The organism is Gemmatimonas sp. (assembly GCF_021298855.1).
GTDB lineage: Bacteria > Gemmatimonadota > Gemmatimonadetes > Gemmatimonadales > Gemmatimonadaceae > Gemmatimonas.
In genome coordinates this window covers 1-20,846 of sequence record NZ_JAJTHI010000008.1, presented here as the reverse complement: position 1 = coordinate 20,846, position 20,846 = coordinate 1, and the positions used below count along the sequence as shown (strand labels likewise).

17 protein-coding genes and 8 tRNA genes are annotated in these 20,846 nt (G+C 69.0%); 19 read left to right on the top strand and 6 right to left on the bottom strand.

The features are described from left to right. The first annotated feature begins 31 nt into the window (after positions 1–31). The 6 genes from LW840_RS03525 to apaG all read left to right on the top strand — a co-directional run bounded on the left by LW840_RS03525 (position 32) and on the right by apaG (position 7,936). The gene (locus LW840_RS03525; protein ID WP_291267497.1) at positions 32–2,107 is read left to right on the top strand and encodes an acetoacetate--CoA ligase; all 2,076 of its coding nucleotides are present in this window, start codon (positions 32–34) and stop codon (positions 2,105–2,107) included. Between the two features lie 180 nt (positions 2,108–2,287). After that, on the top strand, positions 2,288–3,412 hold the full coding sequence (gene hppD, locus LW840_RS03520) for a 4-hydroxyphenylpyruvate dioxygenase (RefSeq protein WP_291263823.1): 1,125 nt from the start codon (positions 2,288–2,290) through the stop codon (positions 3,410–3,412). 15 nt (positions 3,413–3,427) lie between these two features. Further along, positions 3,428–4,621: a homogentisate 1,2-dioxygenase gene (locus tag LW840_RS03515; RefSeq protein ID WP_291276411.1), complete on the top strand. Its 1,194-nt coding sequence runs from the start codon at positions 3,428–3,430 to the stop codon at positions 4,619–4,621. Continuing rightward, the gene (locus LW840_RS03510; protein ID WP_291267495.1) at positions 4,621–5,829 is read left to right on the top strand and encodes an aminotransferase class I/II-fold pyridoxal phosphate-dependent enzyme; all 1,209 of its coding nucleotides are present in this window, start codon (positions 4,621–4,623) and stop codon (positions 5,827–5,829) included. The genes LW840_RS03515 and LW840_RS03510 overlap by 1 nt, the downstream gene beginning before the upstream one ends. Next, positions 5,826–7,529, top strand: coding sequence for a family 10 glycosylhydrolase (locus tag LW840_RS03505; protein ID WP_291276410.1), 1,704 nt, complete (start codon positions 5,826–5,828; stop codon positions 7,527–7,529). The genes LW840_RS03510 and LW840_RS03505 overlap by 4 nt, the downstream gene beginning before the upstream one ends. Further along, complete coding sequence (gene apaG / locus LW840_RS03500; protein ID WP_291263827.1) at positions 7,526–7,936, top strand: Co2+/Mg2+ efflux protein ApaG; 411 nt, start codon at positions 7,526–7,528, stop codon at positions 7,934–7,936. Before LW840_RS03505 ends, apaG begins: the two co-directional genes overlap by 4 nt. A 25-nt stretch (positions 7,937–7,961) precedes the next feature. Here the strand turns inward: apaG and LW840_RS03495 are convergent, their stop codons facing one another. Together LW840_RS03495 and LW840_RS03490 are read right to left on the bottom strand one after the other, a co-directional pair. Then, a complete protein-coding gene (locus tag LW840_RS03495; RefSeq protein WP_291263828.1) occupies positions 7,962–8,360 on the bottom strand; it encodes a hypothetical protein in 399 nt (132 codons plus the stop codon). Next, complete coding sequence (locus LW840_RS03490) at positions 8,357–9,316, bottom strand: NAD-dependent epimerase/dehydratase family protein (RefSeq protein ID WP_291276409.1); 960 nt, start codon at positions 9,314–9,316, stop codon at positions 8,357–8,359. The genes LW840_RS03495 and LW840_RS03490 overlap by 4 nt, the downstream gene beginning before the upstream one ends. A gap of 108 nt (positions 9,317–9,424) precedes the next feature. On the opposite strand from LW840_RS03490, the gene infA reads away from it, so the two are divergent. After that, positions 9,425–9,646, top strand: a complete 222-nt coding sequence (gene infA / locus LW840_RS03485; protein ID WP_291263830.1) for a translation initiation factor IF-1 — start codon at positions 9,425–9,427, stop codon at positions 9,644–9,646. A gap of 29 nt (positions 9,647–9,675) precedes the next feature. On the opposite strand, the gene LW840_RS03480 is transcribed toward infA, so the two are convergent. Next, positions 9,676–11,124, bottom strand: a complete 1,449-nt coding sequence (locus LW840_RS03480) for a tetratricopeptide repeat protein (protein ID WP_291276408.1) — start codon at positions 11,122–11,124, stop codon at positions 9,676–9,678. A gap of 204 nt (positions 11,125–11,328) precedes the next feature. Between LW840_RS03480 and LW840_RS03475 the strand changes: the two genes are divergently transcribed. Further along, the gene (locus LW840_RS03475; RefSeq protein ID WP_291267490.1) at positions 11,329–12,192 is read left to right on the top strand and encodes a hypothetical protein; all 864 of its coding nucleotides are present in this window, start codon (positions 11,329–11,331) and stop codon (positions 12,190–12,192) included. Positions 12,193–12,196: 4 nt separating this feature from the next. Here the strand turns inward: LW840_RS03475 and LW840_RS03470 are convergent, their stop codons facing one another. Then, the gene (locus LW840_RS03470) at positions 12,197–14,929 is read right to left on the bottom strand and encodes an FtsX-like permease family protein (RefSeq protein WP_291263833.1); all 2,733 of its coding nucleotides are present in this window, start codon (positions 14,927–14,929) and stop codon (positions 12,197–12,199) included. Further along, positions 14,926–15,615 carry an ABC transporter ATP-binding protein gene (locus LW840_RS03465; RefSeq protein ID WP_291267488.1) on the bottom strand — a complete coding sequence of 230 codons (690 nt, stop codon included), beginning with the start codon at positions 15,613–15,615 and terminating at the stop codon, positions 14,926–14,928. The genes LW840_RS03470 and LW840_RS03465 overlap by 4 nt, the downstream gene beginning before the upstream one ends. Here LW840_RS03465 and LW840_RS03460 point away from each other — a divergent pair. The 9 genes from LW840_RS03460 (at position 15,614) to LW840_RS03420 (ending at position 18,073) form a co-directional block, all read left to right on the top strand. Then, a complete protein-coding gene (locus LW840_RS03460; protein ID WP_291263835.1) occupies positions 15,614–16,411 on the top strand; it encodes an arylesterase in 798 nt (265 codons plus the stop codon). The genes LW840_RS03465 and LW840_RS03460 overlap by 2 nt on opposite strands. 146 nt (positions 16,412–16,557) lie before the next feature. Beyond that, on the top strand, positions 16,558–17,124 hold the full coding sequence (efp, locus tag LW840_RS03455; RefSeq protein WP_291263836.1) for an elongation factor P: 567 nt from the start codon (positions 16,558–16,560) through the stop codon (positions 17,122–17,124). Positions 17,125–17,276: 152 nt separating this feature from the next. After that, positions 17,277–17,350 (top strand) — tRNA-His (locus LW840_RS03450). Between the two features lie 41 nt (positions 17,351–17,391). Continuing rightward, a tRNA-Trp gene (locus LW840_RS03445) sits at positions 17,392–17,464 on the top strand. Positions 17,465–17,510: 46 nt separating this feature from the next. Then, positions 17,511–17,583 (top strand) — tRNA-Glu (locus LW840_RS03440). Positions 17,584–17,627: 44 nt separating this feature from the next. Beyond that, positions 17,628–17,699, top strand: a tRNA-Glu gene (locus LW840_RS03435). Between the two features lie 46 nt (positions 17,700–17,745). Next, positions 17,746–17,820, top strand: a tRNA-Asp gene (locus tag LW840_RS03430). A gap of 72 nt (positions 17,821–17,892) precedes the next feature. Next, a tRNA-Leu gene (locus LW840_RS03425) sits at positions 17,893–17,974 on the top strand. Positions 17,975–18,001: 27 nt separating this feature from the next. Next, positions 18,002–18,073: transfer RNA gene (locus LW840_RS03420), tRNA-Thr, on the top strand. A gap of 46 nt (positions 18,074–18,119) precedes the next feature. On the opposite strand, the gene LW840_RS03415 is transcribed toward LW840_RS03420, so the two are convergent. Then, positions 18,120–19,031 (bottom strand): 5'-3' exonuclease H3TH domain-containing protein, encoded by a 912-nt coding sequence (locus tag LW840_RS03415; protein WP_291263837.1) that lies wholly within the window; start codon positions 19,029–19,031, stop codon positions 18,120–18,122. 35 nt (positions 19,032–19,066) lie between these two features. On the opposite strand from LW840_RS03415, the gene LW840_RS03410 reads away from it, so the two are divergent. Beyond that, complete coding sequence (locus LW840_RS03410; protein WP_345780901.1) at positions 19,067–20,371, top strand: MFS transporter; 1,305 nt, start codon at positions 19,067–19,069, stop codon at positions 20,369–20,371. Between the two features lie 70 nt (positions 20,372–20,441). After that, positions 20,442–20,514: transfer RNA gene (locus LW840_RS03405), tRNA-Gly, on the top strand. The last annotated feature ends 332 nt before the right edge of the window (positions 20,515–20,846 follow it).

The following is a 20,846-nucleotide window of genomic DNA, read 5'->3' as shown; positions in this document are numbered from 1 at the left end:
TGACCCTTTCTCCGGCACTTTCTGGTGCACCGTGCCTGCTGACGATCTGCCACTCTGGCGTCCCGCTGCGGCTGATGTGGCCACGGCACAGCTCACGCGCTTTCGCGAGGGACTGATTGCGCGCGGCCTCGTACCGGCGGAGGTGCACGACGCCCACGCGCTGCAACGCTGGTCGGTGGAGCACCTCGCCGAGTTCTGGGCGGCCGTGTGGCAGGCCGCTGACGTCATGGCCGATGGACCGGGGCCGGCCCACGCCCCCTGGCGCGCCGTCCTCGAGCAGGGGGACGTCATGCAGCCGCCGCACACCGGACCACAGGGCCGTATCGGGCCGCAGTGGTTCACCGGCACGCGCCTCAACTTTGCCGAACAGCTGCTGCGCCGCCGGGATGAGGGGGTGGCGCTGGTGGCGTGGAACGAACAAGGCGCACAGCGCCGCATCACGTATGCCGAGCTGGCCGCGCAGGTGGCGCAGTGCGCGGCGGCACTGCGCGCCCTGGGGGTCGGCCCCGGCGACCGGGTGGCCGGGTGGATGCCCAACCTGCCGGAAACGGTGGTCGTCATGCTTGCCGCCGCGGCAATCGGCGCCACGTGGTCCAGCTGCTCCCCCGATTTCGGCACCAAAGGGGTGCTCGACCGCTTCGGACAGATCGCCCCCACGGTGCTCGTGGCTGCCGATGGCTACCGCTACGCCGGCAAGGACATCGACTGCCTGCCACGGCTGCGCGAAATCGCGGCGGCCATCCCGTCGCTGGCGGCGGTGTGGGTGGTGCCTTATCGGCACGCGGCGCCCTCGCTCGACACGGTGCCCGGTGCCGTCTTGTTCCCCGATGTGCTGGCGGCCCACGGCCACGAGCACACGCCGCGCTTCGCGCGGCTCCCCTTCGATCACCCGCTGTACATCCTCTACTCCAGCGGAACGACCGGCCTGCCCAAGTGCATGGTGCACGGGGCCGGCGGCACGCTGCTGCAGCATTGGAAAGAGCTGGCGCTGCACACCGATCTGCGGGCCGGTGATGTGCTCTTCTACTTCACCACCTGCGGGTGGATGATGTGGAACTGGCTGGTGTCAGGGCTGGCCCTTGGCGCCACGGTGGTGCTGTACGATGGGGCGCCGCTGGCGCCGGACCCCACCATCCTCTGGCGTATGGCGGCGGCGGAGCGCGTGACCGTCTTCGGCACGAGTGCGAAGTACCTGGCCATGTGCGAGAAGGAGGGAGTCGTTCCACGCGAGTGTGCCGATCTGCGGGCCCTCAAGGCGGTGCTCAGCACCGGCAGCCCGCTGGCCTCGCACAGCTACGACTACGTGGCGCGCGCCGTGGGCTCGGGGGTTCGCCTGTCGAGCATCAGCGGGGGCACCGACATCGTCAGCTGCTTCGCGCTGGGAGATCCCACGGGGCCGGTGCATCGCGGCGAACTGCAGATGCGCGGGTTGGGCATGGCGGTGGAGGTGTTCGATGAGCAGGGGGTGGCCGTGCGCGGCGTGCCGGGAGAGTTGGTGTGCACGAAGCCGTTTCCCAGCATGCCCGTGGCCTTCTGGAACGATCCCGACGGGGCGCTCTATCGCGCCGCCTACTTCGAACAGATTCCCGGGGTGTGGCGCCACGGCGATTGGGCGGAAATCACGCCGCACGACGGACTCGTGATTCACGGCCGCAGCGATGCCACGCTCAATCCGGGCGGGGTCCGCATTGGCACCGCGGAGATCTACCGGCAGGTCGAACAGATCCCCGCGGTGGTGGAGTCGCTGGTCGTGGAGCAGACGATCGGCGAAGGCGACTCCCGCGTGGTGCTCTTCGTGCGGCTGCGTGAGGGGCACGACCTTACGGAGACGTTGCAGCAGGAGATCCGCCACCGCATCCGCGAGCACGCCAGCCCCCATCATGTCCCCAGGGTGATCGTGGCCGTTGGTGACCTGCCGCGCACGATCAGCGGCAAGATTACGGAGCTGGCCGTGCGCGAGGTCATCCATGGGCGCCCGGTGAAGAACGTGGATGCCCTCGCCAACCCGGCCGCGCTCGCATTGTTTCGGGATCTTCCGGCCTTGCAGCTCCCGGGGGCGTCGCCGTCCCCCCGGAGGCCCGTCGCCAACCCCGCAGTTACCCCTTAGGTTAGTGTCATGAGTCTGAGCCCGCCGGCAGAGGATCAGCGGCAGCGCGCGTGGATCGGCGCGTTGCCCCGTTCTCATATCTGAGAGTCGAGAGGTTGGTGCACGCCGCGTGACGCCCCGGTCGGGCGCACGCCTGTTCGCGTTGTCTTCCTCATCGTCCTTCACTCTGCCGGGGCACGCATGGCCACGCTCACGCTTCCCGAAACGGGCGCCGAACAGGACGCCTTCCCCATCAACGGCACCGACTACGTCGAGTTCTACGTCGGGAACGCCAAACAGGCGAGCCACTACTATCGCGCCGCCTTCGGCTATTCCCTGGTGGCGTATCGCGGCCCCGAAACCGGGGTGCGCGACCGCGCCAGCTACGTGATGCAGCAGGGGAAGATCCGCCTCGTCCTCACCACGGCGCTGTCCCCCGAGTCGCCCATCGCCGCGCACGTGCACCGGCACGGGGACGGGGTCCGGGACTACGCGCTCTGGGTGGATGACGCCCGGCTCGCCTACGAGACGGCGCTCTCACGCGGCGCGATCCCCGTGCAGCCGCCAACCGAGATGCGTGACGAACACGGGACGGTGGTGCTCGCGGCCATCGGGACCTACGGCGACACCATCCACTCGCTGGTCGAGCGTCGCCACTACGAGGGGGTCTTCCTCCCCGGCTTCCGTCCGGTCACGCCGCAATATCAGCCGGCCAGCGTGGGCCTCAAGTACGTCGACCATTGTGTTGGCAACGTGGAGCTCGGGCGCATGAACCACTGGGTGGCGTACTACGCCACCGTGCTCGGCTTCCGCAACCTCATCACCTTCGACGACAGCGACATCAGCACCGAGTACTCGTCGCTCATGTCCAAGGTGATGGCCAACGGCAACGACAAGATCCGGTTCCCCATCAACGAGCCGGCCTCGGGAAAGAAGAAGTCGCAGATCGAGGAGTATCTCGACTTCTACGGCGGTCCCGGCGCGCAGCATCTGGCGCTGGCCACCGATGACATCCTCGCCACCGTCACGGCGCTGCGCGACCGCGGGGTGGAGTTCCTGTCGATCCCCACGTCGTATTACGACGAGCTGCAGGCGCGTGTGGGGCACATCGATGAACCGGTGGCCGAGTTGGCCCGCCTCGGCATCCTCGTCGATCGGGACCCCGATGGCTATCTGCTGCAGATCTTCACCAAGCCCGTCGAAGACCGCCCCACCCTCTTTTTCGAGATCATTCAGCGCAAGGGGGCCACGAGCTTCGGCAAGGGCAACTTCAAGGCGCTGTTCGAGAGCATCGAGCGCGAGCAGGCACTGCGCGGCAATCTCTGACCTTCCGAGCCGATCATGCCCATCTACCATCAGCTCGGGGCCATCCCGCGCAAGCGCCACATCGTGTTCCGGCGTCCCGACGGCGGCCTCTATGCCGAAGAACTCATGGGACACGAGGGGTTCGTCGGCACGTCGTCGCTGCTGTACCATACGCATCCGCCCACCACGGTCCTGTCGGCGCGCAAGCTGCGCGACCTGCGGTGGGAAGAAGACACCGACACGTCGCTGCGGCATCGCCACTTCCTCACGTCGCGCGTCGCCCGCGGCGGGTCGCCCACGCTCGATCGCCTGCCGCTGCTCTTCAACAGCGACATCGGCATGCTGTACGTGGAGCCCGATGTCACCGACGGCCACTTCTATCGCAACTCGCAGGCGGATGAAGTGGTGTACGTGGTGGAAGGGCACGGGGTGCTCGAGTCGGTGTTCGGCGACCTGCCGTATCGGCCCGGCGACTACGTGGTGATTCACCGCAACATCACCCATCGCTGGCGCCTCGACCCCGGCCAGGGGCCCAGCAAGTTCCTCGTCATGGAGAGCCGTGGGCACATCCGGTTCCCCAAGCGGTATCGCAACGACTTCGGGCAGTTGCTCGAAGGCGCGCCGTTCAGCGAGCGCGACATCCGTCGCCCGATGCTGCTGGAGCCGCGCGACGAGAAGGGCGCGTTCCCGATCGTGGTGAAGCAGTACGACGCGCTCAACGAACTGGTGCTCGATCACCACCCGTTCGATGTGGTGGGGTGGGACGGCTACTTCTACCCGTGGATCTTCAACATCCACGACTTCGAGCCCATCGTGGGGCGCATCCATCAGCCGCCGCCGGTGCACCAGACGTTTCAGGGCGACGGGTTCGTGATCTGCAGCTTCTGCCCGCGCCCCTACGACTTCGATCCGGAGGCGGTGCCGGCGCCGTACAATCACAGCAACGTGGACTCCGACGAAGTCCTCTTCTACGCGTCGAGCGAGTTCATGAGCCGCAAGGGCATCGAGTACGGCTCCATCACGCATCACCCCGATGGGCTGCCGCACGGGCCGCATCCGGGGCGGGCGGAGGCGAGCATCGGGGCCAAGTACACCAACGAGCTCGCGGTGATGATGGACAGCTTCCGGCCGCTCAAGGTGGCCAAGGCGGCGCTGTCGATCGAGGATCCGCGGTACCATCAGAGCTGGATCGACGCGCAGCACGCGCAGTTCAGTCCGCCCACGTCCTGATGCCGCGCCTCTCCTCGCGCTTTTCGGCCTTCCCGGTCTATCCGCTCGCGCACATTCCGGCGCGCAAGAAGGCGCTCGTGGCGGCGGGCGTGGATGTCATCGACCTGGGCGCGGGCGACGCCGATCTCCCGCCGCCCGCTGGCGCCGTGGCGGCGTTGCAGGCCGCGGCCGAGGTGCCAGCCATGCAGCGCTACGGCTTCGGCCTCGGGCACGTGCCCTTTCGGGAAGCCATCAGTGGCTGGATGCAGACGCGCTTCGGGCACCGTGTCGATCCCCTGACCGAGGTCGTTCCCCTGCTCGGCAGCAAGGAAGGGTTGGCACACATCGCCTTCGCGTATCTCGGGGCGGGCGATGTGGCCATCATTCCGGACCCGGCGTATCAGGCCTATCTGGGCGGCGCGCTCATGAGCGATGCCACGCCGTATGTGTATGCCCTGCGGCCGCGCACGGAGTTCCTGGTGGATCTCGACGAAATCCCGGCCGACGTGCTGGCGCGCACGCGGGTGCTGTATCTCAACTATCCCAACAATCCCACGGCGGCCATTGCGCCACGCGCCTACCTCGAGCACGTGGTGCGGCTGTGCCGTGAGCGCGACATCCTGCTGGTGTACGACAACGCGTACTCGGAGATGGGCTTCGACGGCTACGTGCCGCCCAGCATCTTCGAGATCGATGGCGCCCGTGACGTGGCCATCGAATTCCACTCGTTGTCGAAGACGTACAACATGACGGGATGGCGGTGCGCCTGGGCGGTGGCCAAGCCGGAGATTGCCGGCGCGCTCACGAAGGTGAAGTCGTTCACCGACACCGGCCAGTATCTCGGTATCCAGGCGGCTGGTGTGGCAGCCATCGAAAGCTGGGGCGAGTTCGTCCCGCGCAATCGCGCCGTCTTTGCCCAACGGCGAGATGCCGCCGTGGCGGCGTTTCGGGCCAACGGGTTTTCGTGCGAGTCACCGGCCGCCACGATGTACCTGTGGATCCCGCTCCCCGAAGGCATCGCGAGCGCCGATTTCTGTGACCGACTGCGGGAAGAGCAGGGGGTCATTGCCATGCCCGGCTCCGGATTCGGCGCGGGTGGTGAAGGGTTCTTCCGCATCTCGTTCATCCAGGACGGCCCCCGCATTGCCGAGGCGGCCCGCCGCGCCGGTGTGGTACTGTCGGCGATGCTCGCCGCCGAGCCCCGATCGCCGGGCGCGCACACGTCATGAGCGCCCGGTCGTGGCGCGCGGGCGTCTGGCCGGCGGCGTCGCTGCTGCTGCTGGGAAGCGTCTCCTGCCGCACCGGACTCACGCCGGCGGTCCCGCCCCTCGACCGTGGCGCCGCCGCGCCAGCGGCGGTGCCGGAGGCGCCGCGCCCCGAGACGGCGCCGCGCCCGGCGGCGTCCCCACCGGCCAAAGCCAATGCCGCTGCCAAGGCTGGGGCCAACACGGCCCCCAGCCCCGCGGCCAGCGCCGACGCCCCACCGTTGCTGCGGGAGTTTCGTGGCGTCTGGGTGGCCACGGTGGGGAACATGGACTGGCCCTCGGCGCGCACGCTATCGGTGGCGGAGCAGCAGGCGGAGCTGCGCACACTCTTCGATCGCGCGGAAGCGCTGCGGCTCAATGCCGTGATCTTCCAGGTACGCCCCGCGGCGGACGCGCTGTACCGGTCGTCCATCGAGCCGTGGTCGGAGTTTCTCACGGGAGTGCAGGGGCGGGCGCCCTCGCCGTCGTGGGATCCGCTCGCCTTCGCGATCAAGGAAGCCCATGCCCGCGGCATGGAGCTGCACGCGTGGTTCAATCCCTATCGCGCCGGCTTCGTCCGCGGGCGTTCTGCGGCTGCCGCTTCGCACATTCGGCGCACGAACCCGTCGCTCGTGAAGAAGTACGGCAGCTACTGGTGGATGGATCCCGGAGAGGCCGCCGTGCGGGCACGCACGGTGCGCGTCATCGTGGATGTGGTGAAGCGCTATGATGTGGATGGGGTGCATCTCGACGACTACTTCTACCCCTATCCGGAGAATGACCGACGGGGGCGGCCGCTCCCGTTCCCCGATGCGGCGAGCTGGAAGAAGTATCGGGCGAAAGGCGGCGCGCTGTCGCGCGACGATTGGCGACGGGAGAACGTGAACACGCTCGTGCGGGAACTCGACGCGGCCATTCACCGTGCCAAGCCGCACGTGCGCTTCGGCATCAGCCCCTTCGGGATCTGGCGTCCCGGGTATCCGGCGTCGGTGCGCGGTTTCGACGCCTATCAGAAGCTCTATGCCGACGCGCGGAAGTGGCTGCGCGAAGGGTGGGTGGACTACTTCACGCCGCAGCTGTACTGGCCCACCACCAAGGTGGGACAGGCTTATCCCGTGCTGCTCGACTGGTGGGCCACGGAGAACATCATGCAGCGGCATCTCTGGCCGGGGAACTACGCCTCGCGAGCGGGGCTGCCGGGGGCCGCCGCTTTTCCGGTGAGCGATCTCGTGGAGCAGATTCGGCTTACCCGGCTGCAGCCGGGGGCGTCGGGGAACGTGCACTTCAGCATGACGTCGTTTCTGAAAAATCAGGCGGGCATGAACGACACGCTGCTGGTGGGGCCGTACGCCACCGTGGCGCTGCCGCCGCCCACGCCGTGGCTCAAGGCGCCGCCGCCGCCCACGCCAGCCCTCCGGCTTGCGCGGGAGGCCGGCGCCACCACGCTGCGCCTCACGCCGCAGGGGCGCACGGCACCGTGGCAGTGGGTGGTGCGGCTGCGCACGGACTCGGCATGGATTACCATGATATTGCCGGGGACGACGACCCACTGGCCCATCCCCTCCGGGGTGGTCCCCACCAAGGTCACGGTGTCGGCGCTCAACCGGGTCGGCACGGAAAGCCCCCCGGTGTCGCTACCCATCGTGACTCGACCCACCACTGCGCCCACTGGACGGTTCCAATGAGCGAGCGCGTCCCGTTCTACTATCGCATCACCGCGGGCATCCGCATCACGGTGCGCCCGAGGTATCTCAAGGAGCGTTCCAACCCGCTGCTTGGCCAGTTCGTCTTCGCCTACCACATTCGCATCGAGAATGTGGGGGAGCAGGCGGCGCAGTTGCGCACCCGTCGCTGGCTCATTCACGATGAAGCCGCGGGAGATACGGAGGTCGAGGGCGAGGGCGTCGTGGGTGAGCAGCCGCATCTGCTCCCCGGCCAGGTGCACGAGTACCGCTCCTTCTGCGTGCTCAAGGCGCCGAACGGTTGGATGGAAGGCAGTTACCGCTTCGTGCGCGACGACGGCTCCGGTTTCACCGCCGTGATCCCGCGCTTCACCCTCGACGCCGAACCGCGCGCCGACACCGTGTCGTGACGCGGGCGCCGGCGTGTGCGCGGCGCTAGCGGCGCGCGATCACGCCGGCGAACGGGGCACTCAGCGTCTCCACCGCCTCCGGTGGCAACAGCTCCTCGACCAGGAGTGCCAGCAGGGCGGCCAGCGCCGGCTCCGCCACCGGATCCAGGAGCGCCAGCGCATCGTCGTCGGTGGCCGGGGCCGGCGCGTTGACGGGGCGCACCAGCTGCAGCAGCGGCCCGGTCAGGGCGTCCCGCTGCGGTTCGCGTCCGCTGCGCGCGATCGCCGTGGCCAAGTGCTGCTCCGCCGCGCGCCACGAGACGGTGGTGCGTGCCTGCGCGTAGCGCGCCACGACGAGGCCGCGGTCTTCCTTCCCCAACCCCGCCAGCTGCACGAGAAAGCGGCGCACGCCGGCGGTATTGGGGCCATAGGGCTGTGCGCTCACGCCGTGTGCCCCGGAAGGGTGTGCCCCGGAAGGGCGTGCCCCGGAAGGGCGTGCCCCGGAAGGGCGTGCCCCGGAAGGGCGTGCCCCGGAAGGGCGTGCCCCAGAGCCCGCAGGCCATCGAACACGGTGGGCATGGCGGGGCGCCAGCCGGTGGCCAGCAGTGCGGCGCTGCTGATGCGCTGGTTGCTGCGTCCGGCGCGGACCGCACTGTCCTCGACCGGCATCTCCGTGACGGCCGCCTGGAGCCCGGTGAGGGCGTGCGTGATGGCTCCGGCCTGTACCGGCGTGTTGTCGGTACAGTTGTAGATCGTGCCGGCATGGGCGGCGGGGAGCGTCAGGACGTGCCGCATGGCCGCAATGACATCGTCGCGCCAGGAGAAGTTGCACCACGTGTCCGGCTCAACGGATCCGGCGGCGAAACGGGGGCCGGGATCCCGCCCCGGTCCGTACAGCCCCGCCGCGCGCAGCACGGTGGCCCGACAGCCTGCCGCCGCCGTCGCCAGCACGGTGAGCTCCGCATCGAAGAGCGCCCGCACCCGGTCGTTGGCTGGCGCAATGAGCGTCCGCTCATCTACCGCACTGCCGTCGTGACGATCGTACACGCCGGTGCTCGAGACGTAGACCAGCGCCTCGGCGCCCAGCGCGGCGGCGATCGTGGCCGCCCCGCGTGCAGCGGCCGGATACACGGCATAGCTGTCCCCACGCGCACGCGACGGGGCCACGCACACGACGACCGCCGCCAGCGGCGCGGCGAGCGCGCGGGCAAAGGCCGGGTCGTCCATGCCGCGCGTCACGTCAGCGGTCAGGGCGTGACAGCCCGCCGGCGCCGGCCGGTCGGTGCGTGACGCCGTCCAGACGCGCCGCGCGGGCGAGGCGGCAGCCAGCGCCGCCGCGGCCGGTGCGCCCAGCCACCCCGGGCCAACGAGCAGGACATCGCTCTCGGCATCATGTCCCACGGGGTACCCTCCGCTGGCCTCGCGCAGGGAAAATCATATCTTTGTCACCGTCATGGCCGGCACGACTCCCGGGCCGGTCCCACCGAAGGGGACAGGATCGACGCATACATGGGGAAGCAGGACGCGATTGAACTCGAGGGTACCGTCACCGAGTTGTTGCCGAATGCCACGTTTCGGGTGACGGTGCCGAGCGGCCATGAAGTACTGACGACGCTCGCCGGAAATATGCGTCGCAATCGGATCCGCGTGTTGGCCGGCGATCGCGTCACGGTCGAGGTGTCCCCCTACGACCTCACGCGCGGTCGCATCACGTTCCGCCACAAGAACTGACGCGCACCCGCGCGCCCGCGGACGCTCCGTCAGCGCAGCAGGAAGAATGCCGCCGCGCCGCCGGCGGCCGCAGCGGCCACGACGGCCGCTACGATGGCGATGAGTCGGTGATGGCCCGGGCTTTCGGTGGGCTCGGGCAGCACCACGCGTGCCTCAGGGGGACGCGCCACCGGTTGCTGCCCTCCCGCCGGCGTGGGCGCGAAACGCGCTGGCGCCGGAGTCATGGCGGCTTCGGCGGTGGGTTCCGGCGGCGAGATGGGTGCCGCTTGCACCACGGCGGCCTCGTCGTCGGCCATCGACGCATCGCCGTCCGCCTCGGATTCGAGCACGGGATCCACCGAGGGCAGCCGCTCGGTCACGGGGTCCCGCAGCGAGTGCGCGGGGAGCGCGTCGGGCACGTCGATGGGGTCGTGCAACGCCTCGGCCTCGTCGACCGTCTCGTCGTTCACGGCGAGATCGGGCGGTTCGAGCAGTGCCGTTGTCGGAACCACGGGCACCCCGGTTGGCGTGATGCGCAGCAAGTGGTCGGTCACGACCACCGCATCGCGCAGTGGCTGGTCTTCCCAGTCCGCGCGATCGGTGATGCTCGCGTGCGCATACACGCGTGGGGAGGCATCGTCGAAGCCGTCCACGTACGCCGACGACACGGGCGTTTCCACCGGAACCGCGGCGGGCACGGGTGCCGGCGCCGGCGCCACGACGCGTTCCGGCGCTGCCGCCACGACGCGTTCCGGCGCTGCCGCCACGACGCGTTCCGGCGCCGCCGCCACGACGCGTTCCGGCGCCGCCGCCACGACGCGTTCCGGCACTGCCGCCACGACGCGTTCCGGCGCCGCCGCCGGCACGGCCACGGCCGCCCGCTGATGTGCGCGCACTGCCGCGACCTGCGCCAGCAGCAGGTCGGCACTGGCGGTTGACCGATCGTGCGCGTCCAGCAGGGCGTGCAGACGTAGCAGCAGCGGCTCGGCGTTGGCAGGTTGCCCCGACGCCAGGGCAATGCGGGCGGCGTTCTCGAGCACCGGAGCCAGGCGCTCATCTTCTTCACCCACCCGGTGTTCGATGCCGGCGATGGCCCGCTGGATAAGTGCAGTGGCTTCGTCGAGGCGCCCACCGCTGGCGAGCATGACGGCAATATCCATGCGCGTGCGCGCCACGGGCATGCCATCTTCGCCGGTGATGGCCACGCGCAAGGCACAGGCGCGCTGCGCATGGCGCAGCGCCTCATCCAGGCGCCCCAGGCGGAAGCAGGCCTGCGCGAGGTTGCCAAGCACCAACGCCAGCGGTTCGAGGTGCGACTCCCCGGCAAGGGCTCGATCATCGGGCAGACTGCGCGCGAGACAATCGGCCGCACTGGCGAATGCCTCGGCGGCCTCCGCCCAGTCGCCGGCCTCCGCGAGGCTCAGCCCGCGGTGATTGTCGTGCGGCCACGCGTCACGCTCGGGGCGCGCCACGGGGCGATCGGATGGGAAGTCTGCCATGCCTTGGTTGACGCGCTGTAACGATCGACGTCACCCCGTAAACCGTGAATGGGCCGGGAGCGTGACGGTTGTGCAGGGTGGATCACAGGTTGCACGGGGGCGCACGGCAGAACGGTCGTCGTTGCAACCTGATCGCGCGCGCCATCAACAAATATGGCGACTTGCCGCGTTGACGGTATGGTCACCCATCGTAGCTTCCACTGCATGAAGTTCACGATGAAGCGGAAAGCGGAGGTCGCCACGGGTGTGCCAGCCGGCGCCGCAGGTGTGCTCGCGCGCAGCATGGCCGGCCGCCTCGCCTGGGTGGTACCGTGTGCGGTCATCGCGTTGGGGGCGTGCGGTTCCGGTGAGGTCAGCGTCTCCGGGGATGTGGAGGGGCTCGATACGCTGGCCTTCCGTGGTGGTGAGATTCTCCGGGAGGCCGATCGCGCCCCGCTCGTGCTCGACTCCATGCGTGCCGCGTCACGCGCCGAGTTCGCTCGACGGATGGGGGACACCGTGCCCGAGGATTCTCTCGCCATGGCTTCCGATTCCCTTGCCGCGCGCGCCGCGCGCCGCGCCGTGGAGGATGCCAGCACTCCCGGCGGCACCATGTCCCGGCGCGCGCAGGCGCGCGGGGACTCCATGGCGCGCGCGTTCGCCTCGCGCCTCACCGGCGGGGCAACCGGCAGCGACCGGGCGCGCGGCGACAGTGTGCGCGGGCTGCTCGTCTGGCAAGGCGCAGGGCCCACGCGCAGCGTCGTGCTGCGCGCCGGCACCACCGTGGTGACGCTGAGCGGCATGGCGACCGCGGGCATCAGCAAGCTCGTGGGGAGCGAGATCATGGTGCGCGGTGTGCGCGTCACCCCGCGCGATCTCGTCGTGTCCGACTACGTGGTGCGCGCCTTCAATGAAGTGCCGGCCTTTGACGGTGTCGTGGTGGACGCGCGCACCGTGCGTCTCACCGACGGCGGTACCCTGCAGCGTGTGCCCCTGCCGGCCTCCTTGCAGGGGATGCGTGGCGCCCGCGTGTGGGTGGCCGTGAAGGACGGCAAACTGCACGCCTACGGCCTCGTGGAAGCACGCTGACCGGTCACCCCGGTTCACGAATGGCGATCATGGGCGTCTCACGGTAGACGTCGCGCGACGTGAGCAGGCCGATCGTCATGGTGAGCAGCAGCATCCCGCCGGCAATGAGGAGCGTGGGGCCCACGGCCGGATCGAAGGGGTCCTCGAACACGAAGGTGGTGATGGCCCACGCGCCGCCGAAGCTGAGCACCATGCCGGTCAGGGCGCCCAGAGCCCCCAGCGCGCCGTACTCGGCGAGCAGCACGCGTGCCACCTGCGTGCGCGATGCGCCGAGGGTGCGCAGCAGCACCCCCTCACGCAATCGCGCCCGGCGTGTGGCGGCCACCGCGCTGAAGAGCACGGGAATGCCCATGGCGAGGGAGAACAGTCCGAGGAACCGGATGGCGAGCGTGACCCGATCGACGATGGCGCCGATCGTCTGCTTCACCAGCGTCAGGTCGAGGCTGGAGACGTTCGGGTACCGTCGCACGATGTCACGCTGAATCTCCGCGAGCGGCGCCCCGGTGGGCACGTTGGCCACGATCACGTACTGCTGCGGGGCCCGGCGCAGCGCGGCCGGTTCGAAGACGGCGAAGAAGTTGGCTTCGAAGCGCCCCCAGTTCACCGATCGCGTGTTGGTGAGCACGGTGGTCACGGGAACCCCCTGGACGTTCCAGGTGATGGTGTCGCCCAGGGTCACGCCCATCTCGCCGGCCACGTCCTGCTCCAGCGAGAGCAGGAACGGGCGCGACGGGTCGGCGGCACGCTGCGTCGCGAGCGCGGCGGAATCGGGGAACCATGTGCCGCTCACCAGCTTTTCCGACGGTTGCATGTCGTGGCGATAGGTGGAGCGGTACTCGCGCCGCAGCGACCAGCCGGCGCGCCGCACGGTGCTGTCCCCTTGCAGCTTGGTAACCGATGTGCCGTTGATCGCTTCCACGCGCATCGTCACGATGGGCGTCTGCTGCACGATGGGATGCTGACGCACGCGCAGCATGGAGTCGAGGGGCGCCGCCTGATCGTCCTGCACGTCGAAGAGCAGCAGGTTGCCGGCGGCGGCATCGGCCGTGGTCTGCAGCCGTCCCAGCAGATTGGCCTGCACCAGGTACACGGTGCTGAGCAGGAACGCGCCGAAGCCAAGAGCCAGCGTCACGGCGCGTGTCTGGTTGGCCGGGCGGTGGAGATTGGCGATGCCCTGCCGCAACGGAAACGGCCACGAGGGGTGCGTGCTGCGTCGCGCCAGGGCAATGAGTGCGGTGGCCGCCAGCCACAGGATGAGCACGACCGCCACAATGCCGCCGGTCATGGCGAGGCCGTCGCGCAGCGATTCGACGCGCGAGAGCACGATGGCCACGATGCTGCCCACGAGCAGCGCGTCCACCAGCAGGCGCGCCCCATCCTTCCACTCGCTGGGCAGGGCCGCCGGATCGGCATTGCGGCGAATGGCCTGCAGCGGCGACACACGGCGCAGCGCCAGCAGCGGGCGCAGCGCAAAGACCAGCGACACCCACACCCCGGTGGCCAGCCCCAGCAGCAGCGGGCGTGGCTCGAGCGCGATGGTCACGTCGACGGGGAGGAAATCCCCCATGACCTGCGGCAGAAGGAACTGCACGGCCACCCCCAGGGCGGCGCCGGCGATGGCGCCCACCAGCCCCATGGCGGCGGCCTGCACCACGTAGAGCGCCAGCACCTGGCGGCTCGTGGCGCCCAGGCAGCGCAGGACGGCGACGGTGTCGATTTTGGCCGAGACGAAGGCGTTCACCCCGCTCGCCACGCCAATGCCCCCCAGCAGCAGGGCAATGAGCCCGATGATGCTGAGGAAGTCGGCGAGCCGCGCCACCGCTTCGGTGAACTCCCGTTCGGTATCGGCCACGGTGCGGACGCGCACGCGGGTGCGGGAGGCCGTGGTGGCGGTCGGCGCCGCCGCGGCACTGTCTGCGGCTGCGGATGCGGTGTCACGCGCGCCCGCTTCCCCCTCGCCGCCGGGCGCGTTGCGCTCCCGTTCGCCGCGGGCCTCCGCGGCCTCGATGCGGGCCGCGTCCACCGGGTCGATGCGCCGGCGCAGGGCGCGGGCCACCTGCGCCGCCGGCTTGGGTGTGGCCTGCGCCGCGGGCAGCTTGAGCACCAGTTCGTATTCGGCGCGGCTGCCGAAGGACAGCAGGCCCATTTGCGGGAGCCACCGGTCGGACACGTACACCCGCGGGCCAATCACCGCCGTGATGCCGGCATCCCCGGGGACGTTGCCCAGCGTGCCGCCGATCGTGAACGGCTGCTGTCCCAGCTTGAGCCGGTCTCCCACCTTGGCGTCGAGCGCAATGAGCAGCGAGGCGTCGACGAACACGAGCGTATCGTCGTGCACCCGCGACCAGCCGTTGGCGGGGACCGTTTCGATGGCGCCGTAGAACGGATATCCCGGGGAGACCGCCCGCACCTGCACGAGGCGCGTGCCCCCCGAGGGCTCGGCGAGCGCCATGGAGGCAAAGGTGGTCACGCGCGAGGCCGGGACGCCGGCGGTGCGCAGCGAATCGGTGAGGGTGTCGATGACGGCGGGGAACTTCGCCCGCGCCTGCAGCGACAGGTCGCCGCCCAGCAGGGTGCGCGACTGGTCACGAATGGAGCGCGTGACGTTGCCGGCGAAGGAGTCGATGGCCACGAGCGCCGCCACGCCGAAGGCAATGGACGACATGTAGAGCGCGAGCCGCCGACGCGCCGTACGGCTTTCGCGCCACGCCAGCCGGAGCAGGGTCTGGACGGTCATGCGGGGGTGTGGTGCACGTCTTCCACCATCACGCCGTCCTTGAGGCGAATGGTCCGCTGCGTGCGCGCCGCAAGCGTCACGTCGTGCGTGACCAGCACGATGGTGCAGCCGCGTTCCCGGTTGAGCGCCTGCAGCAGCTCCACGATGCGTTCACCGGTGGCACCGTCCAGGTTGCCCGTGGGTTCGTCGGCAAAGAGGATCTTGGGGTCGTTCACGAAGGCGCGCGCGAGGGCCACGCGCTGCTGCTCACCGCCCGAGAGCTGTTGCGGGAAGTGGTGCGTGCGGTCGCCCAACCCGACGCGCGCGAGCAGGTCGCGGGCACGCGCCGCCGCCTCACGGACCGGGACGCGCCCGGCGAGTTCGAGCGGTACCTGCACGTTTTCGAGCGCCGTGAGGGTGGGGATCAATTGAAAGCTTTGGAAGACGAACCCAACTTTCTCTCCCCGGAGGCGTGCGCGGGCATCTTCGTCGAGGCGGCCGAAATCCTCGCCGTCGAGGGATACCGTGCCGCTCGACGGGGTATCGAGACCGGCGAGCAGGCCGAGCAGCGTGGTCTTGCCACTGCCGGAGGGGCCGACAATGGAGACGAACGCCCCGGCCGGTACCTCGAACGACACGTCACGCAGCACCGTGAGGCGCTGGGTGCCGCTCAGATATTCCTTGGTCAACCCACGAGCAACGAGCATGCGAAGACAGAAGAGGGAAGAGGGACACTGCCGCTGGCGCACCGCCGCCATGGTGGTGACGCTTGCCGGAGCGGGATTGCTGGGCGCGTGTGGTACCGGGGCTTCGGGGAACGCGGCGGCTGCCAATACCAACGGCGGCGACGCACCAACGGATTCCGCGACGTCTGCCGTGGCCGCGCGCGCCGTGGGGGAGAATACACCCGCGGGGGCCAAAGGCGCCGCGGTGGGGCCGCGGCGGGTGGTCCTGCTGGGAACCAGTCTCACTGCGGGGCTGGGGTTGCCGCCGGAGCAGGCGTACCCCGCCTTGCTGCAGGCAAAGGCCGATTCGGCGCAGCTGCCCGTGACGATCGTGAACGCCGGGCTGAGCGGCGAAACGTCGGCCGGGGCCGTGCGCCGCGCCTCCTGGGTGCTGGAGCAGCCGGCGGCGGTGGTGGTGCTGGAGGTGGGGGCCAACGACGGCCTGCGCGGCGTGGACCCTGACAGCACCTACGCCAACCTGGTGAAGCTGGTGCAGATGGTGAAGGCGCAGCGCCCCGAGGCCAAGGTGGCGCTGGTGCAAATGGAAGCTCCCACGAACCTCGGCGCCTCCTATACCCGCCGTTTTCACGACGCCTATGGGCGGGCCGCCCGCGAAACCGGGGTTCCGCTCTGGCCCTTTCTGCTGGATGGGGTGGCCGGCGTGGCGCGGTTGAACCAGGGCGACGGCATTCACCCCAACGCCGAAGGGGCGCGGGTGGTGGCCGGCACGGTATGGGGCGCCATGGGGCCGCTGCTCAGGGAGCTGGTGGCACCGTAGTGGCGTCAACTGGCCGCGGGCGCGCGCTCACACTTCCAGCCCGCGATCCGTCCGGTTACGTTTTGAGGCTGCCCGTGAGATCCGGGCAGGTCGTGTGATCATCGCGCTGTTCGTGCTTTCCATTCCTGCTTGCAGGTGCCGTAGATATGGCTTTTTCCGCTACGCAGATCCGCCGTGGCATGGTGCTCGTGTTCGAGGGCGATCCGTGTCGAGTCATCGAGTTCCGTCATCACACGCCGGGCAACCTGCGCGCGATGGTGCAGGCGAAGCTGAAGAACCTGCGCACGGGTTCGAGCTTCGAGCATCGGTTCCGTGCTGCCGACACGATCGTGAAGGCGGACATGGAAACGCACGAGCTGGAGTTCATGTACCAGGGTGGTGACTCGTACCACTTCATGAACGCCGAGAACTACGACCAGATCGAACTCGACGAGGAGGCGCTGGGCGATTCGGCGCCGTGGATGCAGTCGGGGCTCAAGATTCTGGCCGAGTACTACAACGGGCGTCCCATTGGCATCCAGCTTCCCAACTCCATGGTGTTCGAGATCGTGGAGACGGCGCCGGTGGTGCGCGGTGCGACCAAGACGGCCTCCTCGAAGCCGGCCAAGCTGGAGAACGGCGTCACGGTGAACGTGCCGGAGTTCGTGGAGCAGGGAACGCGCGTGCGCGTCAATCCCAACACGGGCGAGTACCTCGACCGCGCGAAGGATTGAGCGAACGGAGAAAATGGCCGGGTTCAGCCCTTGAATTTGGCCTTTTCTCCGGTTACTCTTGGCGTCTCCTGCGGAAATCCGCTCCAATCGTCACGATCGGAGCCACGTCGGTAGGAAATCGCAACGGGCGCAGGCGGGCCCGGGCGAGCATGGTGGCCGTAGCTCAATCGGTTAGAGCACCGGATTGTGGTTCCGGGGGTTGCGGGTTCGATTCCCGTCGGTCACCCTGAACACACTGGCGGGCAGCGATCCATCGCCGCTCTCCGGAGGTCCGTAGCTCAATTGGTAGAGCACCGGTCTCCAAAACCGGCGGTTGGGGGTTCGATTCCCTCCGGGCCTGTATCTGTTTGTTCCGCCGTCGGCATTCGCCGAAGGCGACTGTCAACGGCGGTATCGTCTAGGGGACTAGGACACAGCCCTCTCAAGGCTGGAACACGGGTTCGAATCCCGTTACCGCTATGCGCTGGACGTTGCTGCAGGCAGATGGTCTGAATCACATCTACGGCTCCATCGTCTATCGGTTAGGACGCGACCCTTTCAAGGTCGAGAGACGGGTTCGATTCCCGTTGGAGCTACTCGACTCGCGAGAGTCGGCGCAGGATGCAGGTGTTGGTGGTGTTGGGGGGCGTAGCTCAGTTTGGTTAGAGCACTCGACTGTCACTCGAGAGGTCGCGGGTTCGAGCCCCGTCGCTCCCGTCGTTGTTCGGGCTCAGCAGGTGCAGGTTGCAGGAGCAGGTCGCACAAACTCGGTCGCAAGCCGAGCCCCTCGCTCTGGTGGTGAAATTGGTAGACACGCCGTCTTGAGGGGGCGGTGCCGCAAGGCGTAGCGGTTCGAGTCCGCTCCAGAGCATGCAGGTGTTGGTGCAGTCGCGTCACCGCCACAGTAGCTCAGTGGTAGAGCACCCGATTCGTAATCGGGCGGTCATCGGTTCAATCCCGATCTGTGGCTCTCGAATCCCCGGTCCGCCTCGCGGGCCGGGGATTTCCCGTTCCGGTCACTCGGGCCACGGAATTGCTTCCAGCCCAGGACCCGCGGCCGTCCGCGTTACCGGTGCCGCCGCTCCCGAGCCGTTCCCGGGGGCACCGCCGCGACCGCGCGTGGTGCTGCCCGACGGCCACGAGACCGCCTCGAGGGCGCAGCGCGCCAGGTCGAACAGCGGGAGTGGCGCGTCCTGACGAATGGTGGTGAGCTGACGCATCAGCCGGGCATGGTCGTGCTGCCCCGCCAGCTTCGCCGTCTCGTCGCGATGGCTCACGAACTCGCTCGCCTCGAGTGCCTTCTCCAGCGACTGCCAGCGGCGCAGCAGCTTCACCGCCGTGCCCTTGCCAATGCGGGCAACGCCCGGAATGTCGTCACCGTCTTCGCCACACAGCGCCTTGAAATCGGGGAGCTGCGACGGCTTCACGCCGAAGCGTTCGTGCACGTCGGCCGCACACCAGCGCCGCACACGCAACCCGTCGGTGCCTTTTCCCACGCCCACATACGACACCACCTGCACGTCGTCGTCCACGAACTGCAGCAGGTCGGAGTCGTTCGAGAGCAGCGTCACCGGCAGCACCGCGCGGAAGCCGGCCATGATCGAGGCCACCACATCGTCGCCTTCGAAGCCCTCCACGCTCACGCTCGTCACCCCGACCCCTTCGAGCGCCGTGCGAATGGGCGCCACCCGCGCGCGCGTGTCTCCCGTCCGGCGGTGCTTGTACCCGGCGAACAGCGCGTGGCGAAAGGTGGGGCCGTCGTGGTCCCACGCCGCGATCAGGTGCGTTGCCCCGATGTCCGACGCCGTGCCGCGCGCCATCTGGCACCAGAGGCGCACGCCGGCCGTGCGGTCGTCGCCGGCCACATGGGCGGCACGGGCGGCAAGCGACTGCGCATCGATTACGAGCAGGTGGGGCCGGTTCGCCATGGCCGGAACGTACCATGTCTGCGCACATTGCGCTCATGCATCGCGCGAACACCGAACCGCCGGCAGAGGGCGCAACCGCGGCACCGCCTCGGCGGGCCCTGGTGCTGCTCATGCTGCTCGTGGCGTACACGTTCAACTTTCTCGATCGGCAGATCCTCGGGATTCTCAAGGAGCCCATCAAGGCCGATCTGGGGCTGAGTGATACGCAACTCGGGCTCATGGGCGGGCTGGCGTTCGCCCTGCTGTACAGCACCGTGGCGGTCCCCATCGCGTGGTTGGCCGATCGCGTGAGTCGCACGTGGATCATCACCGCCGCCGTGGCCGCATGGAGTGCGTTCACCATGCTGTGCGGTCTGGCCACCGGCTTCTGGTCGCTGTTCCTGGCGCGCGTCGGGGTGGGGCTTGGCGAGGCGGGCGGTGTGGCACCGGCCTATTCGCTCATCGCCGACTACTTCCCGCGGGAGCAACGGGCGCGTGCGCTGGCCGTGTACAGCTTCGGCGTGCCGCTGGGGTCGGGGGCCGGCATTCTGTTCGGCGGACTCATGGCGGCCTGGATTGATTGGCGATGGGCGCTCCTCGTGGTGGGGGCGGCGGGGGTCCTCTTCGCTCCCCTCTTCAAGTGGGTGGTGGCCGATCCGGTCCGCGGCGGGCTGGACGGCGGTGTGGTGGGCGTGCCACCGGGAACGGCACCGTTTTTCTCGGTGGCACGCCGCGTGTGCGCGACGCCCAGCTTCTGGCTCCTGTCCCTCGGCGCGGCCTGTTCCTCCATCTGCGGCTATGGGCTCGGGTTCTGGCTGCCCAGCTATTTCATGCGCAGCGAGGGGTTTACGCTGGCGCAGACGTCGGTCTACTACGGCACCATTCAGCTGTTCGGCGGGCTGGCCGGCATCTGGCTGGGAGGCGTTGTGGCCGACCGGCTGGGACCGCGCGATCGGGGGGCGTACGCGCGAACACCGGCGGTGTGCTACGCCGTGGCGCTGCCGCTGTTGCTGCTGGCGTTGCACCTCACGGAGCCCGCGCTGGCCTGGGTGCTGTTCCTCGTGCCCACGGGCCTCAACCTCGCGTGGATGGGCCCGGTGATGACCGCCGTGCAGCATCTGGTACCGGCGATCATGCGCAGCACGGCGAGCGCGCTGTTCCTGCTGGTGGTGAACCTGCTGGGGCTGGGGGTGGGGTTGTGGATCTTCGGCTTCCTCTCCGACCGGCTCGCCCCCGTCTATGGCGCGGAGAGCATGCGGGTCGCCATCACCTATGGATTGGCGTTCTACGGGGTGGCCGGCCTGCTCATGCTGGTGGCCTCTCGACGTCTGCCACGGGACTGGATCGCCGCCGTGGACTGACGGGCTGGACCGGAACCTCGGCGCGCCCCGTTGTCACGGCTGCTGTCACGCGCTACCTTCCCTTCACATCGCGGGCGTAATTCAGTTGGTAGAATGCCAGCTTCCCAAGCTGGACGTCGCCGGTTCGAGTCCGGTCGCCCGCTCTGTTTGCTCGCAAACGGCGGTCTCCCCGTGGAGGCCGCCGTTTTGTGTTCGGGCTGGCTGTTCGGCTTGCCGAAACCGGGGGGTGGAGATGGGAGCGGCGAGTCGCGAGGGGTGAGGTAACGCGCACTCACGGAGAGCACCGAGTTGGTGGAGGGGCACGGAGAACTGCGACGGATGCCGAGCTGCAGGTGGTCATGCCCCATGATCGCCTCCACCATCATCGCCCTGTCACTCACCTGCCGGGGAATGATGAGGCGCGCGTCGCGTTGCCTCCTGGAGGGGCGGGGGAAACGCGCACTCACGGAGAGCACCGAGTTGGTGGAGGGGCACG

Excerpts from the sequence above, each read along its gene's own strand:
- hppD (WP_291263823.1), top strand. The coding sequence starts at position 2,288 with ATGGCCACGCTCACGCTTCCCGAAACGGGCGCCGAACAGGACGCCTTC.
- LW840_RS03515 (WP_291276411.1), top strand. The coding sequence starts at position 3,428 with ATGCCCATCTACCATCAGCTCGGGGCCATCCCGCGCAAGCGCCACATC.
- LW840_RS03510 (WP_291267495.1), top strand. The coding sequence starts at position 4,621 with ATGCCGCGCCTCTCCTCGCGCTTTTCGGCCTTCCCGGTCTATCCGCTC.
- LW840_RS03505 (WP_291276410.1), top strand. The coding sequence starts at position 5,826 with ATGAGCGCCCGGTCGTGGCGCGCGGGCGTCTGGCCGGCGGCGTCGCTG.
- apaG (WP_291263827.1), top strand. The coding sequence starts at position 7,526 with ATGAGCGAGCGCGTCCCGTTCTACTATCGCATCACCGCGGGCATCCGC.
- infA (WP_291263830.1), top strand. The coding sequence starts at position 9,425 with ATGGGGAAGCAGGACGCGATTGAACTCGAGGGTACCGTCACCGAGTTG.
- LW840_RS03480 (WP_291276408.1), bottom strand. The coding sequence starts at position 11,124 with ATGGCAGACTTCCCATCCGATCGCCCCGTGGCGCGCCCCGAGCGTGAC.
- LW840_RS03475 (WP_291267490.1), top strand. The coding sequence starts at position 11,329 with ATGAAGTTCACGATGAAGCGGAAAGCGGAGGTCGCCACGGGTGTGCCA.
- LW840_RS03470 (WP_291263833.1), bottom strand. The coding sequence starts at position 14,929 with ATGACCGTCCAGACCCTGCTCCGGCTGGCGTGGCGCGAAAGCCGTACG.
- LW840_RS03460 (WP_291263835.1), top strand. The coding sequence starts at position 15,614 with ATGCGAAGACAGAAGAGGGAAGAGGGACACTGCCGCTGGCGCACCGCC.
- LW840_RS03465 (WP_291267488.1), bottom strand. The coding sequence starts at position 15,615 with ATGCTCGTTGCTCGTGGGTTGACCAAGGAATATCTGAGCGGCACCCAG.
- efp (WP_291263836.1), top strand. The coding sequence starts at position 16,558 with ATGGCTTTTTCCGCTACGCAGATCCGCCGTGGCATGGTGCTCGTGTTC.
- LW840_RS03415 (WP_291263837.1), bottom strand. The coding sequence starts at position 19,031 with ATGGCGAACCGGCCCCACCTGCTCGTAATCGATGCGCAGTCGCTTGCC.
- LW840_RS03410 (WP_345780901.1), top strand. The coding sequence starts at position 19,067 with ATGCATCGCGCGAACACCGAACCGCCGGCAGAGGGCGCAACCGCGGCA.